Consider the following 15,006-nt stretch of genomic DNA (forward strand, 5'->3'; position numbering starts at 1 on the left):
ACATTCACCATCCTGCTGTCCCCGGTGCTCTGGGGTTGGGAAAGGGCTCAGCTGGCTCGTGCATCGGTGCCGACCGTCGAGACTGCCGTGCTCGTTGGGGGAGCGATGCCGGCGGCGCGCTCTGCGAGCTCGACGACGTTCTTGAGCAGCATCGCGCGGGTCATAGGGCCCACCCCGCCGGTCGCGCGCGTCCACTTCCCGGCGACCTGCTCCACGCCGGGATGCACATCCCCCAGGATCCCCTCGACGGTGCGGGTGATCCCTACGGACAGCACAGTCGCGCCCGGCTTGACCCAGTACGGCTGGACGAGATGTGCAACCCCGGCTGCTGCGATCACCACATCAGCCACGCGGGTGTGCGCGGCCACGTCGATCGTGGCTTCGTTGCACATGGTGACGGTCGCGTGCTCGGTGGGCCGCGTCAGCAGCAACCCCAGCGGCCGCCCCACGGTGGTGCCGCAACCGATGACGCAAAACTGCGAACCCGTGATCGGGACGTCGTTGCCTCGCAGCAGCTCCAAAATCCCCCGGGGCGTGCAGGGCAGAGTGCCCGGCTGCCCGAGCACTAGCCGGCCGAGGTTGGTGGGATGCAGGCCGTCGGCATCCTTGTCGGGGTCGATCGCCGCCAGCACCGCATGCATATCCACGTGGCGGGGGAGCGGAAGCTGCACGATGAAGCCCGAGCACGCAGGATCGGCATTGAGCGTCTCGACTGCGGCAAGGACATCGGCCTCGGAGGCCTCTGCGGGGAGCTCGAGGCGAAAAGATTCGATGCCGACCTCCGCGCAGTCGCGGTGCTTCCCCGCCACGTACGAGCGCGAGCCGGCATCGTCGCCCACCAGGATGGTCCCCAGCCCTGGGCGTCGACCCATGGCGGCCAGTGCCGCAATCCGGTTCGTCAGCTCGCCCTTGACGGCCGCTGCAGCCCGGGTCCCGTCGATGACTGTCGCTCTGCGCTCCACCTGATCGGTGACCTCTCAACTCGACGTCCGTCCGCACGACTCGTCGCGGACGGGGTCAAGCGTGGTCGTGAGCCGACCTGCTCGGAAGTGAGCCATCGGACGACTGCGTCGCACATCTTGTGCTCATCGTCTAAAGCGCCCTTGACGTCGCTTTGGCAGATCGAACAAGACAGCCACGTCGCGTCGGTCCTTCGACGCATGGATGCGTCCGGAGGCGTCGCCGAGGCTGTCGGCCGACGAAAGGCAGATCTATGGGAGAGCATCAACTTCCCGCGCGAGCTCAGGTCGTGGTCGTGGGCGGCGGGATCATCGGCACCAGTACGGCTTACCACCTCGCTCGCCGCGGCTTCACCGACGTGGTGCTGCTCGAGCGCAACACGCTCACCTCAGGGACCACCTGGCACGCGGCCGGCCTTGTCACCCAGGCGCGCTACACGTGGGGGACCCGTGAGGTCGTTCAGCGAAGCCTTGAAGCCTTCCGGGGGCTGGAGGCCGAAACCGGCTTCTCCACCGGATACGTCGAGACCGGGACCATGAACATCGCGACGTCCCCGGAGCGGTTCGAGGAGATCAAGCACCAAGCCAGCATCGTCCGAGGCAATGGCATCGAGGCACAGCTGCTGAGCGTCGACGAGACTCTCGAGCTGCACCCGCTGCTGAACGCCGACGGTCTGCGCGGCAGCTTGTACTTCCCGCGGGACGGACGCGGCAGTGCCACCGACACCACGATCGCGCTGGCTCGCGGAGCGACATCTCGAGGAGCGCGCGTGTTCGAGGGGGTCGGCGTCACGGGCGTGCTGACCTCGCACGGTCGCGTCACGGGAGTATCCACCACGTCCGGCGACATCGAGGCGGAGTACGTCGTCAACGCCACCGGTATGTGGGGCCGGGAGTTCGGCGCCAGAGCCGGTGTGAACGTGCCTCTCCAGGCCCTCGCGCACTACTACGTAATCACCGAGGCGATCGAAGGCCTGCCGCGCAATCTGCCGACCGTCAAGAGCGGTGACGAGTACGCCTACGTCAAGGACGAAGCCGGCGCGCTGATGGTCGGGTTCTTCGAGCCCGGCAGCTACGCCTGGGCGTCGAACGGGATTCCCGACAACAAGGGATATGTCCACCTCTCTGAGGACTGGGACCACTTGGGACCGTTCTACGAGCAGATGGTCGAGCGGTTCCCTGTCCTCGCCGACGCGGGCATCCGTCTCCACTTCTGCGGGCCGGAGAGCTTCACTCCTGATGGCCAGTACCACCTCGGCGAAGCACCGAACCTGCGCAACTACTTCGTCGCTGCTGGTTTCAACTCCGTGGGCTTTCTGTCCGGACCTGGCGCCGGCTCGGTCCTCGCCGATTGGATCATCGACGGCCGCTCGCCGATAGACCTCCCTGAGACCGACCCCGCCCGCGTGCAGAAGCACGAGACGAACCGTCGCTTCCTCGAAGCAAGGGTCGTGGAGTCGCTTGACCTCTCCTATGAGGTGCACTGGCCGTTCCAGCAGCGCAGCAGCGCACGAAACCTGCGGCTCAGCCCGCTCTACGGGCCCACCGACGCCGCTGGCGCCGTCTTCGGCGAACTCGCTGGCTGGGAGCGCGCGAACTGGTACGCCCCAGAGGGCGTCGACCGCGAATACCGCTACTCGTTCGAACGTGCCAACTGGTTCGAGCACTCGGCTGCGGAGCACACCGCGATCCGCGAGACGGTCGGCATGATCGACACTTCCTCGTTCGGGAAGCTGCTGGTCCAGGGGCGAGACGCCGTCGCCGTCCTCAACCGGTTGTCGGTCAACGACATCGACGTCGAGCCAGGACGCATCGTCTACACCCAGTGGCTCAACGAGCAGGGCGGCATCGAGGCTGACGTCACCGTCACTCGGGTCGCCGAGCACGAGTTCCTCGTGCTCTCGGGCCCCGCCACCGTGAATCGCGACCTCGCTCGCTTGCGACGCCACATCGACGACAGCGAGTTCTGCACGGTCGCCGACGTCAGCGGAACCATGGCCATGATCGCCGTCATGGGGCCCGAGGCGCGGCGGCTCCTGCAGCCTCTGACCGACGTCGACCTCTCGAACGAAGCGTTCCCCTTCGGCGCGTCTCGAGAGATCGACCTTGGCTTCGGCTACGTCCGTGCCACCCGCGTGACCTACGTCGGCGAACTCGGGTGGGAGCTCCTGATCCCCGCTGAGATGGCTCACCACGTGTGGAACCTCCTTCGCGACGCGGGCGCCCCCCACGGGTTGCGCCCTGTCGGCTACCACGCGATGAACTCGCTGCGCCTCGAGAAGGGCTACCGCAGCTGGGGTCACGACATCTCATCCGCCGACGACCCGATCCAGGCCGGGCTGTCGTTCACGGTCAAGTGGGACAAGCCGGGGGGCTTCATCGGCAAGGAAGCGCTCGAGAAGATCAGGGCTCGTGGCGTCGATCGACGCCTGGTCCAGTTCGTGCTCGAGGACCCCTCCCGGCAGTTGTTCCACGACGAGCCCATCTATCGCAACGGCGCGCTCGTCGGCCGGGTCGCCTCCGCCCAGTACGGACACGCCCTCGGTGGTGCGGTCGCCCTCGGGTGGGTCACCGCGCCCGACGTCGTGCCTCGCCCCTGGTTCGAGGAAGGCGACTACGCAATCGAAGTCGCCGGCCACCGCGCGCCCGCCCGCGCATCGCTCCGCCCCCTGTACGACCCGAAGTCCGAAAGGCCGAAGAACTGATGCACGACATCATCGTCACTCTGTCCTGCCACGACCGACCGGGCATCGTCGCCGCCGTGGCGGGCTTCCTCGCCGACCGAGGATTCACCATCCGAGACAGCCAGCAGTTCGGCGACGAGGACACCGGGCTCTTCTTCATGCGAGTCCATGCCGCGGGCCAGGACGCCGTGGACCTGCGGCAGATCCGCGACGAGTTCACGCGTGCGGTCGCCGATCCGCTGGACGCATTGGCCACCATTCATGACCCGGCGCTGCCGCAGCGCATGATCGTGATGGTCTCCAAGCAGGGTCATTGCCTCAACGACTTGTTGCACCGCGTCCGTACCGGCTCTATGCCCGGCACCATCGCAGCCGTCGTCTCCAACCACGGAGACTTTCGTGAGCTCGTCGAGTGGCATGGCATCCCCTTCCACCACGTACCAGTCACCCCCGAGACCAAAACCGACGCCGAGGACGAGCTCAGGAAACTCGTTGCCTCCTACGACGCGGATCTTGTGGTGCTAGCGCGTTACATGCAGATCCTCTCGAACGACCTCTGCAACGACCTCGCGGGACGTGCCATCAACATCCATCACAGCCTGCTCCCCAGCTTCAAGGGCGCTCGACCGTACTTCCAGGCATACGCGCGCGGGGTCAAGGTCATCGGCGCGACCGCTCACTACGTCACTGCCGATCTCGATGAGGGACCCATCATCGAGCAGGACTTCACGCGCGCCGACCACAACCACTCCGCAGCCGACCTCACCGCGATTGGCCGCGACCTCGAGGCGCTTGCACTAGCGAAGGCCGTCACCGCCCACCTCGAACACCGGGTGCTTGTGAACGGGTCGAAGACGGTGGTCTTCCGATGATCCCGCTCGACCTGCGCGCGGATCTTTACGAGACCGGGACGTCCGCCGAGGACCCGGTAGAGGACGGCGGCGAGCCGCACCTCATCCGCGGATCGAACTGACCCTCACACACCCGCTGCGGCTCACCGTGGCAACAGCAGGCGCCACGTGCGCAGGGCCAGATAGAGGTCAGCCTGGGTGCCGAAGTCTCGGAGGTCAGCACCCGTCAGCTCTTCGACCTTCTTGAGCCGGTAGACGAGCGTCTGCTTATGGATGCCCAACCGCCGAGCACCCTCCTGCCACGACCTGTTGACCTCGAAGTAGACCCACAGCGAACGCATGAGGTCGGTGTCGTTGGCGTCGTCGTAGTCGATCACGGCTCCGAGCAGCCGCCGCACGACAGCTTCGCCTTCGGCGACGGTTCGAGGCATGAACGACGAGCCCTGAGTCCCATACTCGACGCACCCCGTATCGGTGGCCTGCGCCCCTTCGAGAGCCCACCTGGCTTCCCGTGCGGCGTCGGCCAGTCGCGCAGCCGACGAGAACGGCTGGCTGGCACCCACCCTGGCCCCGATTTCTCGCGCATCCGCCGGCATCTCGGACTGGTAGGCCGTCTCGGCGACCACGACGAGCTGGACCCCACCGACCACCGACTGCGCGCTGGCCCACGGAACAGCAGCCAGATCCTCGGCCAGTTCGCCAGCTGCGCCAATCCCCGGGAACGACGTGACCGCCTCTCCGGGCTGCTCTGGTCCTTCGACCGCGTCCCAGGCGGTCACCCGCCAGGGGCCAGGCCCCAGCCCGAGCGCTCGGAGCTGCGACTCAGCCGCCTCGGGAGCGATGGTCCCGTCGAGCAGGCGGTGCACCAACGATGACCCACGGTCACGCGCACGCGAGGCGCGCGCTGCGCGGCGTTCGACGTCGAGCCCGACAATCATCGCGACATGCTGGATGAGCAACAGATCCGGTTGCTGGTCGTCGTCCACCCGCACCACCAGACCCGCGCCAGCGACGTCGCCGCCGACAGGAACGACGATGGCCGTAGCGCGTTCATGCACGAGACGACCGAACCCGGGTAGCTGTCCAGCGTGCTTTCGTGCCTTCTCCACCAGCGCCTCGCGCAGCCCTGGTTCGAGGGGGGTCGCGGCCGGCAGTAGCTCTCGCCCTCTGCGCAAGTCGACGACGTGCAGCTGGGCGCCCAGTTCGAGGCCGAGGTGATGCAACAACGCGTGGTCGCCTTCGAGCTCCCGGGTGTGCATGCGACGTAGGACGTCATAGATCCGTAGGACCCGGGCACTCTGTGACCCGGAGCGCCCCTGGTTCCGCTCGGCGACCACCCGACCGATGGTCACGAACGGGACGCTGCGAGCGGTGACCAGGAGGGGGAATGCCAAGTCGTCAGCTGTAGCCGCAGCTTCGGGCGTGAGCGCAGGCGCGACGAACCCTTCCGCAAGGGCAAGCGCCGCGATGCCGGCCTTCTCTAGATTGCGCACAAACTCGACCTGCTGATCGGCGTCCGGTGGGAACCCGTACCCGTCCGTCATCAGCAGGTCGCCCTCGCCCATCCAGTTCCAAGGGTCGGCCAACTCGCAGGTGTGAGCCCAGCTGACGATGCGGTCGAGACCTGAAGCGCCAGCGACGACTCGAGTCCTGATCAGCGGGTCGTCGACCAACGAGCCGACAGTGAGAAACACCTGTGGATCGTCTCACGCGAAGGTGCCGACGCGCAGGGACCAAGGCCGCGAGCGCCATCCGCTCGCTGTGGTCGATGGGAGCCTGATCGATGAGAGCCTCGGTGGTCCCGAGGCGGGCCATCGACGCCCCGCCGGCAGCGCCGTACGAACGTACAACGAACCCTGCTGTCGTCGAAGAAGCGCACGGTGTCAGTCGTAGCGCTCTGTTTCTAGGCTCGGGAATCGTTGACAACGCCGAGCGCTGCGGAGACCAGATGTCGAGCCCTACGCATTCGACCGTGCGCGTGCGGTACGTGCAAGCCCGGTATGCCGAGACCGTTCGCGTCGGTGAGGTCGTGTCGATCCATGGAGTGCGGCCGTACGACGCGCTCGGACATGTTCCTGCGACATGCTTCGCCGATCAGGCGAGGCGAGCTCTTCGTAATCTCGAGACTGTCCTGGATGTGTTCGGCGCTGACCTGGGCTGCGTCAAGATGTTGTCGGTCCACCTGGCCGAGCTGCAGGACGGAGAGCGCCTCAGCGCGATCTGGTCGGACCTCTCGCCTGAGCCGCTTCCCGTGACCATCACGACCGGCGTCGTTCGAGCGAACGATGGTGCTGCCATCGAGCTTCAGGCAACCGCTGCGACACCCTGCTACTCCAGTTGCTGAGCGCCGCGCCGCCAAGCGGCGACACGGAGCAACGTCAACTGGGCTGGGGGATTAGATGCACCGCACTTATCGCCGCCACCCCGACGGCCTCGTCGGAGTCAGAGGCGTCTCCTGACACGCCCAGCGCTCCGATGGCGTTGCCGTCCCCGTCTCGGACGAGGATCCCCCCGGGAACCGGGATGAGCCGGCCGGCGAGGGCTGCTGCCGCTGCGGTGACGAAGTAAGGCTGGGCTTCGGCGCGCTCCATGATCCGTCGAGACCCCATCCCGAGCGCTAGGGCGCCGTAGGCCTTACCGCGCGCGATCTCGAACGAGCCGATGGGCGAGCCGTCCGCTCGCTCGGCGACAAGGACGTGCCCACCGCCGTCAAGCACGACGACCGTCAGTGGTCGAAGCTGAAGTGTGGTGGCCTGTGCGTGCACGTCGCGCACGATCTGACGAGCGAGGTCAAGCGACAGTTTCAAGGCAGGCCCCGAGGTAGGAGGTAGGTGCTAGCGAAGAGTCCGAGGCGCGGCGTTGAGGAGACAGCCCTTGGCTCCTGGAGTCAGTCCACGTCGCCTAGGGCCCACCCGTAGCAAAGCTGCACGAGGTGCCACACCACTTCGAGCTCGGCGCGATCCCGCGGCCCATAAACCATCAGCACGTTCTGGACAGGGTGACGCTGTCCCCAGCCTGCCTCGACCGCCTGGTCCTTGGCCCACTCCGGCAGCGCAAGGTGCAAACTGCCGTCGTGGTGGGGATGCAGGTGCGCGAACTCCCGCCCGGCCTGGAAGCGAGTCGTGTCGGCACTGCCGACGCCGTCGGCTAGGAAAAGGGCCCGGGCGTGCGACACGGACACCCGCGTGGGAGCCATGTAGGTGTAGGGAAGCGCCCTCATACGTTCCCAGAGCTCCTCCTGCACCATGACCGGCGCGATCTGGGAGCGTTGCGCATGCGGCGCCGGACCGATGACCGTCGGCGCGGCGCCTTGGCGCGCCGGCAGTCCGAGTGAAGGCGGCGTCACTGGCCGACCAATGGCGAAAGCGCGATGAGTGCCAAGGTCTGCCTCTCATGCTGGGACGTGCGACCTCTCCATCGTCAACGTTCTCGACCAGCCAGGCCCTGATGGATCGGTGAAACTGGCCCGTTCCTTTGTCAGATGCCGGCAAGAGGCGACTCGCCGACCCAGGGCGCCGTTGCACCTCCGGTTCGGCTCTAACGGCCGGCTGGCAGGAGGCGACGCGCTTGGGCTTGTTCGGCATCTCGACACTGCGACAGCGAACTTTCGTGCATCGTCTAAAGCCGCGCGGGGCCGCCGCTCCTAGCGTGGCTCACGAGAACCGGGCAGTTCTGAGGGACGGCCCGTGCCTTCTGCACTCGCGATCCGACCCTAGGGCCTTCGCGTTGGCGGTCGTCGCCCGTGGAGTGGCTCGGGCGTCAACCCGCTGGCACGACCGCAGGGCAGGGCGGCCACCTCCAGAACATCGAGCGAAAGGACTCGCGATGACCCTCTCGGCATCTGATGACCTGAACTCCTTCAGCGTTGTCATTGAAGAACCGCTGACGCAGCTTGGTGCCGAGCGGCTGCTGCGTGGGTTCGACCGCGCCCGTCGGGGCCTCGCACAGGGGCTCGTCGGAGCGGAGGGAGCAGGCGCGGGCTACGACTCCGTGCACGTCGACTGGACCGCCTTGCGTGCTGTGCCCGCAGGCTCAGTCCTCACGGTCACCGCGATGCTGACCGAGCGGCGGGGTCGCCGTCACCTTGTCGAGTACGTCGCTACTGCCGCTGACCCCTCGGTAGAAGTGGGCGTAGGACGCACGACGGTCCTGGCCAGCGCTCAGGGCTGGACGCTCACAGACTGCGATAGCGCCGCCATCAGCCACCACGGTCGCGCTAGAAGGGCTGTGATCGTATGACTCTGGGTAGCGAACTCGGCACTACGCGCGTCAAGCGCGGCATGGCCGAGATGCTCAAGGGCGGCGTCATCATGGACGTCGTCACCGCCGAGCAGGCCAAGATCGCCGAGGACGCCGGCGCCGTCGCCGTCATGGCGCTCGAGCGCGTGCCCGCCGACATCCGCGCCCAGGGCGGCGTGTCCCGCATGTCCGACCCGGACATGATCGACGGCATCATCGAGGCCGTCTCGATCCCCGTCATGGCCAAGGCCCGCATCGGTCACTTCGCCGAGGCGCAGGTGCTGCAGTCGCTGGGTGTGGACTACATCGACGAGTCCGAGGTGCTCACCCCGGCCGACTACGCCAACCACATCGACAAGTGGGCGTTCACCGCGCCGTTCGTGTGCGGCGCGACCAACCTGGGTGAGGCGCTGCGCCGCATCACCGAGGGCGCGGCAATGATCCGCTCCAAGGGCGAGGCCGGCACCGGCGACGTCTCCAACGCGGTCACCCACATGCGCACGATCCGCGGCGAGATCCGCCGGCTCGCGGCGCTCGAGGGCGACGAGCTGTACGTCGCCGCCAAGGAGCTCCAGGCGCCGTACGACCTGGTCAAGGAGGTCGCCGAGACCGGCAAGCTCCCCGTCGTGCTATTCACCGCCGGCGGCATCGCGACCCCGGCCGACGCGGCGATGATGATGCAGCTCGGCGCCGAGGGCGTCTTCGTGGGCTCGGGCATCTTCAAGTCCGGCAACCCGGTCCAGCGCGCCGAGGCGATCGTCAAAGCCACCACCTTCCACGACGACCCCGACATGGTCGCGAAGGTCTCGCGCGGTCTCGGCGAGGCGATGGTCGGCATCAACGTCGAGGACATTCCGCAGCCCCACCGCCTCGCCGAGCGGGGGTGGTGACGGTGTTGAACCGGTGGTTCGTTGTCGCGAAGTTCAGCCAGCTGGTGAGGCGGGACCCGGATCCCGTTCGTCTACCGTCCTCAGCGGTGCATGCCAAGGAGATGGGCAGTCTCTCCACGGCGTGCGGGATTCCCTGCGAGACGTGGCCCAAGTGGTGGGACCGGCCGTTCTACGCCGAGGACTGGGAACGATGCGAGGACTGCTTGGCGATCGTCGAACGGGGCTAGGCCCGCGGTTCGACGCCACATGCTCAACCCGCCGGGTCTAAGTGGACCCATCGGAACGAGCGCGGAGGCCCGTCAGCCGCCGATGGCCGACATCGGACGATCCGGCTGCAGGAACGCCGGGTCGTCGATGCCGTGGCCGGCGAGCTTGCCGCGCATGGCCACGACCCACCGGTCGGCGATCTCCTCGTCGGAAGCGCCGGCGCGCAGGGCCAGGCGCAGGTCGGACTCCTCGCGGGCGAAGAGGCAGTTGCGGACCTGGCCGTCGGCGGTGAGCCGCACCCGGTCGCAGTCGCCGCAGAACGGGCGGGTGACCGAGGCGATCACGCCGACCGTGCCGGGGCCGCCGTCGACGGTGAACAGTTCGGCGGGGGCGCTCCCCCGCGGCTCGGCCGCCGGGGTCAGCACGAAGTCGCGCGCGAGCCGCTCGAAGATCTCCTCCGCGGTGACCATCCCCGTGCGGGACCAGCCGTGCTGGGCGTCCAGGGGCATCTGCTCGATGAACCGCAGCTCGTAGCCGCGCTCGAGGCACCAGGCCAGCAGCTCGCCGGCCTGGTCGTCGTTGGTGCCGCGCAGCAGGACGGCGTTGACCTTGACCGGTCCCAGGCCGGCGGCCTGGGCCGCCTCGAGGCCGGCGACCACGTCGTGGAAGCGGTCACGACGGGTGATCGTGTGGAAGGTGTCCGCGCGGACGGTGTCGAGGCTGACGTTGACGCGGTCGAGGCCGGCCGAGGCGAGCTTGTCGGCGGTCCGCGCCAGGCCGAGCGCGTTGGTGGTGATCGAGAGCTCGAGGTCGGGGTCGAGCGCGCGCGTGCGCTCGACGATGCCGACGAGCCCACGGCGTACCAGGGGCTCTCCACCGGTGAACCGGACCTCGCGGATCCCGAGGTGCTCGACCCCGATGCCGATGAGCCGGACGACCTCGTCGTCGGTGAGCACCTTGTCGTCGGGCAGCCAGTCCAGGCCCTCGGCCGGCATGCAGTAGTTGCACCGCAGGTTGCACCGGTCGGTCAGCGAGACGCGCAGGTCGGTGGCCACCCGGCCGTACCGGTCCTCGAGCGGTCTCATCGCCATGAGTCGAGCCTAGATCTGCGTACGCACCGCCGCTTTGTCAGAGACCGGATAACGGAGTGTCCGTCGTCGGCATCATCCGGCGGTTCGCGGCGACGGACTACCGCCGGCAGTTCCATCACCATCCTGCGTACCTGATGGAGGCGGTCACCAGTCCACGATCATCCGACCGATCCGGGCCCCTGTGTCCGCACAACTAACGTCCTCCCATGACTCATACGGCTGTCCGCCTCGTCGACGTCCGAGAAGAGCCGTTGGATGTAACCGAGGTGCTTGCCTCGCTCGACGACGACGCGTCGGGCGGGCTCGTCCTGTTCGTGGGGCGCGTGCGTGATCACGATGACGAGAAGGAAGTGAGCGGGCTGGGGTACTCCGCTCATCCGAGCGCGCTTGAGCGCTTGCTCCGGGTGTGTGAAGCGGTGGCCGAGCAGCATGAGGTGCACGGCGTTGCCGCCGTCCATCGGGTCGGCGAGCTAGAGGTCGGGGACATCGCTGTGGTGGTTGCGACCTCTTCGGCCCACCGCGCAACGGCGTTTGCAGCTTCGCGGATGCTCATCGACACTCTCAAGGCCGAGGTCCCCATCTGGAAGCATCAGCGGTTCAACGACGGCACCGAGGAATGGGTCGGGTCCCCCTGACCCCTCCTTCGGGAATGGACCAGCTTGGCGCGCCCCATACGAGGCTCGGCCCGCTTGAGTGACCGAGATTTGGTTCGGGCGTGGTTGCACTCGTCGAAGGCGCGCGCCCTAGCTCCTGGTCGGGCGGCATGCTCGGAGCTCTTTTCCGCGTAAGCGTGCCGGCTCGCTGCTGCGGCACTGCGCTGGCTCAAGACTCATGTGATGCGGTGGGGGTTGGCGCGGCCTTGGTCTCCGGTAGTGGCGTGGAAGTGAGCGGGTAGCGATCTGGACTGGACCGGTGTCGCGAGATGACCCGAATCGCTGCGTGAGCCGCGGACCAGCCCTAAGTTTCAACCAGTTCACCGAAAGGTGACCGAGGCCTCGGCCTCCGCGGCCCCGGGAGTTTCTCCCGGGGCCGCACCCGTTCCGCCATGAAGCCGCGCCGTTCCTACTTCGACCGCACGCGTGGCGAAGGGGCGTGGGGGCTCTCGAAGATGTCCCACATCCCCGGCAGGAGGCGCCTCGCAGCGCGCTGACCTGCGCGTAACGCACTGGCCGTGCCGGCTCGGACACAGTCCTGACACGGGGCGCGTGCTTCGTGGTGCGGGTGGCTGCGCCCGGCGTGCGTGGCGATGCGCCCAGCGTTTGACCAGCCCAGAGGGTGCGCCAGAACCGGCCGGGCCGCAATCGACTCTCGTGCAGGGAAACCACTGCACCCCGCTTCGGAGCGGGACGCGATCGTTGCGCCGCGGCGACGGCCGTTGCGTTGGCAGGCCCGCGGGAAGCTCCGCAACCGACGCGTACCTGAGCCGCTTCGCAGCTGCGGACCGTCTCAGTAGGGCTGGTCCACCCACGGGAGCCAGTACCGACCGTTCGGCGCGTAGTCGGTGTCGTTGTTCCAGTTCTGGTCGTAAGCGGTGCCAACCATGAAGTTCACTCGCGCCCGATCGCCGGACAGACACCCGGCCGGGACGCGTACTTCCAGGCCGCGGCTGAAACCTTCGCCGCGGCCGGTGCTGACGCGGACGCCCGGGCACTTGACGTCGGTCGGCGGGGGTTCGGCGTCGCCGATCTGATCGCGAACGATCGAAGGCTTCCACTTCCCCCGGCGATTCCGGTCGGCGTAGAGGATGTAGACGGCGTCGTCGCGGCGGCCGGTATCGACCATCACGTAGATGCTCGCGACCTTCGCGGCCCGCAACTTCGGGATAGCGGCACCGATGACCAGATTGCGTACGTGGTAGGTCACGCGGAGACGACGCACGTCGATAGCTGCAGGCGCGTCGCCGATCTTGTCGGCCGCATTCAGCGCGGTCGCTCCATCGCCTGGCCGCGCCGTGACAGTCACGGGCGTAGAAGTGACCTGGGTGCCGGCAGCGTCGGTTGAAGTCAGCACGACGTCGTAGCGGCCTGGGGCCGCGATCGTTCCGGCCTGAGTGCGTCCGTCCCAGTCCCAATGGCTAACACCTTGCTCGCGAACACCGATGCTGGCGGTACGCACCGAGCGTCCGTTGCGGGTGACCTCGGCGGTGATCTCGGCCGGGGCGGTAAGAGTGAACCCGATGCGGATCTTGTCTCGGTAGCCGTTTCGCTCGGGGTAGAACTCGCGCCGGTTGCCGGCGAACGCGTTGATCTTCTGCGGCGGGTAGCCGATGGTGAAGAAGCGGGAGCCGACCAGTCCGTACATCTCGCATGTCGCGCCCGGGTAGGGGTCTCGGAGTCGTGTGGTGAAGGTCTTCTGCGTTCCAGTGTTGTCGAAGTAGAAGACGTCGAGGTCGTTGTACTCCTGGTAATTGCACTCGACCGCGAGCATGTGATCGTCGTCCGAATAGACGTCGGTGAGGTCGACCGTGATCGGAATCCCCGTGCGCTGGTACGGGACGAGCTCCCCGTCTGCCGGTGTCACGATTGCGACCCCATCCGGCTCAGGCTCCTCGTCGGCCGCGTGGGCCGTGAACGCGGGAAGGATGGTCGCGAACGCCGCGATGACCGCAGCTCGACGCAAGAAGTTGTGGCGCACTGGAGGTTCCCCCGAGTTGTGAGCGCGTCATGTTGACGGTCTTCACTCTAGATTCGAAGACGGAGACTTCGTGGCCGAAGCAACTGAACTGGCAGGTCGACAGCACCTCGAACCGATCGTCCGGATGCTCATTCCAGAGTCGCGCTTCAACTGCGGAACCCGGGAGCGGTAGCCGGCTCGCCGTCCCGGGTCGTTTGGTACGAGGGGAGGCGCCCAGCTCGGCCTCCACCAGTGGGTGCTGACAAGGGCAAGCGGCCAGACGTCGTTGGTCCTATACAAGCCGCAAAGCGCGCAACCGCGAGCGAGCGCCGACCATCCCCGGTCGGGCCAGGCTTCTGTCGTCGCCCCACTGCGCGCAACGGCCGGCCGAGGTGGGTGACGACCAAATGACGTTGGAGTCGTGTGGGGTTGTTTGCGCGAACCCGTTGTCGACGCCGTAGGACCGAGTGCTGCGTCCCTGACCGGAGCTGGCATGCGGTGGAGCGGTCCGGATCTCGTGGCGGCCCCGTCGGCCGCCGCCCCATCAGCGGAACGTCGCCGCGCGTGGCGGAGGAGAGCAGTAGAGGGGGCGCCCGCACGCCGGTCTCACATTCAGAGTGCGCCTCGACCGTGCTGTCCGCAATCAACCCCCGCAGGCAACGTCGCCGGACAAGCACGTGCGTTGATTGCGCAGCGTTCCGAGGCGCCGGACCAGTCCGTCCATGACCACAACCAACACGCCCGCCGAGGCGACCAAGAGCAACGAGACCGTCTACCGCAAGCGCGACGGCGACCCGGTCCGCGTCTACAAGGACCGAGTCGTCTACTACCCGACCGGTGTCGTCGGGAACGGCGGCCGCAAGACCGAACGGCTCAAGGGCCGCACCCTGGGCGAGACCGAAGCCGCCGTGCGCGAGACGCTCGGCGAACTGGCCGCGCCACACAGCGACGAGCTGACCATGTTCAAGCTGATGAGGCACTACATCGCTCACGCCCGGGCGACAAACGCCGAAGAGGAGACCGTCAGTCGCTACAGGGTCGCGTTCAACAGCCTGCCCGAAACGACTCGTTCCTCCTCCAAGCCGGTTACGGCGCTCGACCTGAAGCGCCCCAGGTTCTCCGCCGCTTCTATACGGGGTGCGGCTCTCGGTTGAGAGTCGCGTAGTGGGCTTGCTCGAACTCCACCGGGGTCATCATCCCAAGGGTGCCGTGCAGGCGCCGGTTGTTGTACCAGTCGACCCAGCCGGCGGTGGCGAACTCGACGTCGCCGATGGTCCGCAGCGGGCCGGCATGGAAGACCGTGGTGCGCACGCACTCGGTCTTGTAGAGCCCGATCACGCATTCCATCAGGGCGTTGATGCTCCTATAGATCGTCAAGTCGATCAGGCCGCGATTTCAAGCCCTTCGTCGCCGGGATTGGCGATGGCGTCCGGGGCCGGCAGCAGGCGAAAGAGCTCGCGAGCCAGGTACCG

Annotated in this window: 12 protein-coding genes and 1 pseudogene; 6 read left to right on the top strand and 7 right to left on the bottom strand. The window is 67.4% G+C overall.

Annotation, left to right across the window (positions count from 1 at the left end):
• Positions 1–47: 47 nt before the first annotated feature.
• The gene (locus tag QWY28_RS05425; protein ID WP_300951271.1) at positions 48–962 is read right to left on the bottom strand and encodes a bifunctional methylenetetrahydrofolate dehydrogenase/methenyltetrahydrofolate cyclohydrolase; all 915 of its coding nucleotides are present in this window, start codon (positions 960–962) and stop codon (positions 48–50) included.
• A 293-nt stretch (positions 963–1,255) separates the two neighbouring features.
• Here QWY28_RS05425 and QWY28_RS05430 point away from each other — a divergent pair, with 293 nt between their 5' ends.
• Both QWY28_RS05430 and purU read left to right on the top strand, forming a co-directional pair.
• Positions 1,256–3,664 carry a GcvT family protein gene (locus QWY28_RS05430; protein ID WP_300951272.1) on the top strand — a complete coding sequence of 803 codons (2,409 nt, stop codon included), beginning with the start codon at positions 1,256–1,258 and terminating at the stop codon, positions 3,662–3,664.
• Positions 3,664–4,515, top strand: coding sequence for a formyltetrahydrofolate deformylase (gene purU, locus QWY28_RS05435; RefSeq protein ID WP_300951273.1), 852 nt, complete (start codon positions 3,664–3,666; stop codon positions 4,513–4,515). The genes QWY28_RS05430 and purU overlap by 1 nt, the downstream gene beginning before the upstream one ends.
• Positions 4,516–4,637: 122 nt before the next feature.
• Here the strand turns inward: purU and QWY28_RS05440 are convergent, their stop codons facing one another.
• Positions 4,638–6,188 (bottom strand): PucR family transcriptional regulator, encoded by a 1,551-nt coding sequence (locus QWY28_RS05440; RefSeq protein ID WP_300951274.1) that lies wholly within the window; start codon positions 6,186–6,188, stop codon positions 4,638–4,640.
• Positions 6,189–6,466: 278 nt separating this feature from the next.
• Here QWY28_RS05440 and QWY28_RS05445 point away from each other — a divergent pair, with 278 nt between their 5' ends.
• Positions 6,467–6,838, top strand: coding sequence for a RidA family protein (locus QWY28_RS05445; protein WP_300951275.1), 372 nt, complete (start codon positions 6,467–6,469; stop codon positions 6,836–6,838).
• A gap of 34 nt (positions 6,839–6,872) precedes the next feature.
• Here QWY28_RS05445 and QWY28_RS05450 read toward each other — a convergent pair whose 3' ends face one another.
• On the bottom strand, positions 6,873–7,301 hold the full coding sequence (locus tag QWY28_RS05450; protein ID WP_300951276.1) for a GlcG/HbpS family heme-binding protein: 429 nt from the start codon (positions 7,299–7,301) through the stop codon (positions 6,873–6,875).
• 80 nt (positions 7,302–7,381) lie between these two features.
• The gene (locus QWY28_RS05455) at positions 7,382–7,741 is read right to left on the bottom strand and encodes a luciferase domain-containing protein (RefSeq protein ID WP_300951277.1); all 360 of its coding nucleotides are present in this window, start codon (positions 7,739–7,741) and stop codon (positions 7,382–7,384) included.
• Positions 7,742–8,729: 988 nt separating this feature from the next.
• Between QWY28_RS05455 and pdxS the strand changes: the two genes are divergently transcribed.
• The gene (gene pdxS, locus QWY28_RS05460; protein ID WP_300951278.1) at positions 8,730–9,623 is read left to right on the top strand and encodes a pyridoxal 5'-phosphate synthase lyase subunit PdxS; all 894 of its coding nucleotides are present in this window, start codon (positions 8,730–8,732) and stop codon (positions 9,621–9,623) included.
• 299 nt (positions 9,624–9,922) lie between these two features.
• Here pdxS and moaA read toward each other — a convergent pair whose 3' ends face one another.
• Positions 9,923–10,921, bottom strand: a complete 999-nt coding sequence (gene moaA / locus QWY28_RS05465) for a GTP 3',8-cyclase MoaA (RefSeq protein WP_300951279.1) — start codon at positions 10,919–10,921, stop codon at positions 9,923–9,925.
• A 206-nt stretch (positions 10,922–11,127) separates the two neighbouring features.
• Between moaA and QWY28_RS05470 the strand changes: the two genes are divergently transcribed.
• Positions 11,128–11,556, top strand: coding sequence for a molybdenum cofactor biosynthesis protein MoaE (locus QWY28_RS05470; RefSeq protein WP_300951280.1), 429 nt, complete (start codon positions 11,128–11,130; stop codon positions 11,554–11,556).
• A gap of 811 nt (positions 11,557–12,367) precedes the next feature.
• On the opposite strand, the gene QWY28_RS05475 is transcribed toward QWY28_RS05470, so the two are convergent.
• On the bottom strand, positions 12,368–13,555 hold the full coding sequence (locus tag QWY28_RS05475) for a FlgD immunoglobulin-like domain containing protein (protein WP_300951281.1): 1,188 nt from the start codon (positions 13,553–13,555) through the stop codon (positions 12,368–12,370).
• Positions 13,556–14,256: 701 nt separating this feature from the next.
• Between QWY28_RS05475 and QWY28_RS05480 the strand changes: the two genes are divergently transcribed.
• Complete coding sequence (locus tag QWY28_RS05480) at positions 14,257–14,688, top strand: hypothetical protein (RefSeq protein WP_300951282.1); 432 nt, start codon at positions 14,257–14,259, stop codon at positions 14,686–14,688.
• Here the strand turns inward: QWY28_RS05480 and QWY28_RS05485 are convergent.
• Positions 14,663–14,890 (bottom strand): annotated as a pseudogene (locus QWY28_RS05485) (integrase core domain-containing protein); the annotation flags it as partial. The gene QWY28_RS05480 and the pseudogene QWY28_RS05485 overlap by 26 nt on opposite strands.
• Positions 14,891–15,006 lie beyond the last annotated feature (116 nt).

Source organism: Nocardioides oceani (assembly GCF_030412965.1).
GTDB lineage: Bacteria > Actinomycetota > Actinomycetes > Propionibacteriales > Nocardioidaceae > Nocardioides > Nocardioides oceani.

What these genes read in the sequence shown, in the direction of transcription:
- purU (WP_300951273.1), top strand. Translation starts at nt 3,664, where the DNA reads ATGCACGACATCATCGTCACTCTGTCCTGCCACGACCGACCGGGCATC.
- QWY28_RS05455 (WP_300951277.1), bottom strand. Translation starts at nt 7,741, where the DNA reads ATGGTGCAGGAGGAGCTCTGGGAACGTATGAGGGCGCTTCCCTACACC.
- pdxS (WP_300951278.1), top strand. Translation starts at nt 8,730, where the DNA reads ATGACTCTGGGTAGCGAACTCGGCACTACGCGCGTCAAGCGCGGCATG.
- moaA (WP_300951279.1), bottom strand. Translation starts at nt 10,921, where the DNA reads ATGGCGATGAGACCGCTCGAGGACCGGTACGGCCGGGTGGCCACCGAC.
- QWY28_RS05470 (WP_300951280.1), top strand. Translation starts at nt 11,128, where the DNA reads ATGACTCATACGGCTGTCCGCCTCGTCGACGTCCGAGAAGAGCCGTTG.
- QWY28_RS05480 (WP_300951282.1), top strand. Translation starts at nt 14,257, where the DNA reads ATGACCACAACCAACACGCCCGCCGAGGCGACCAAGAGCAACGAGACC.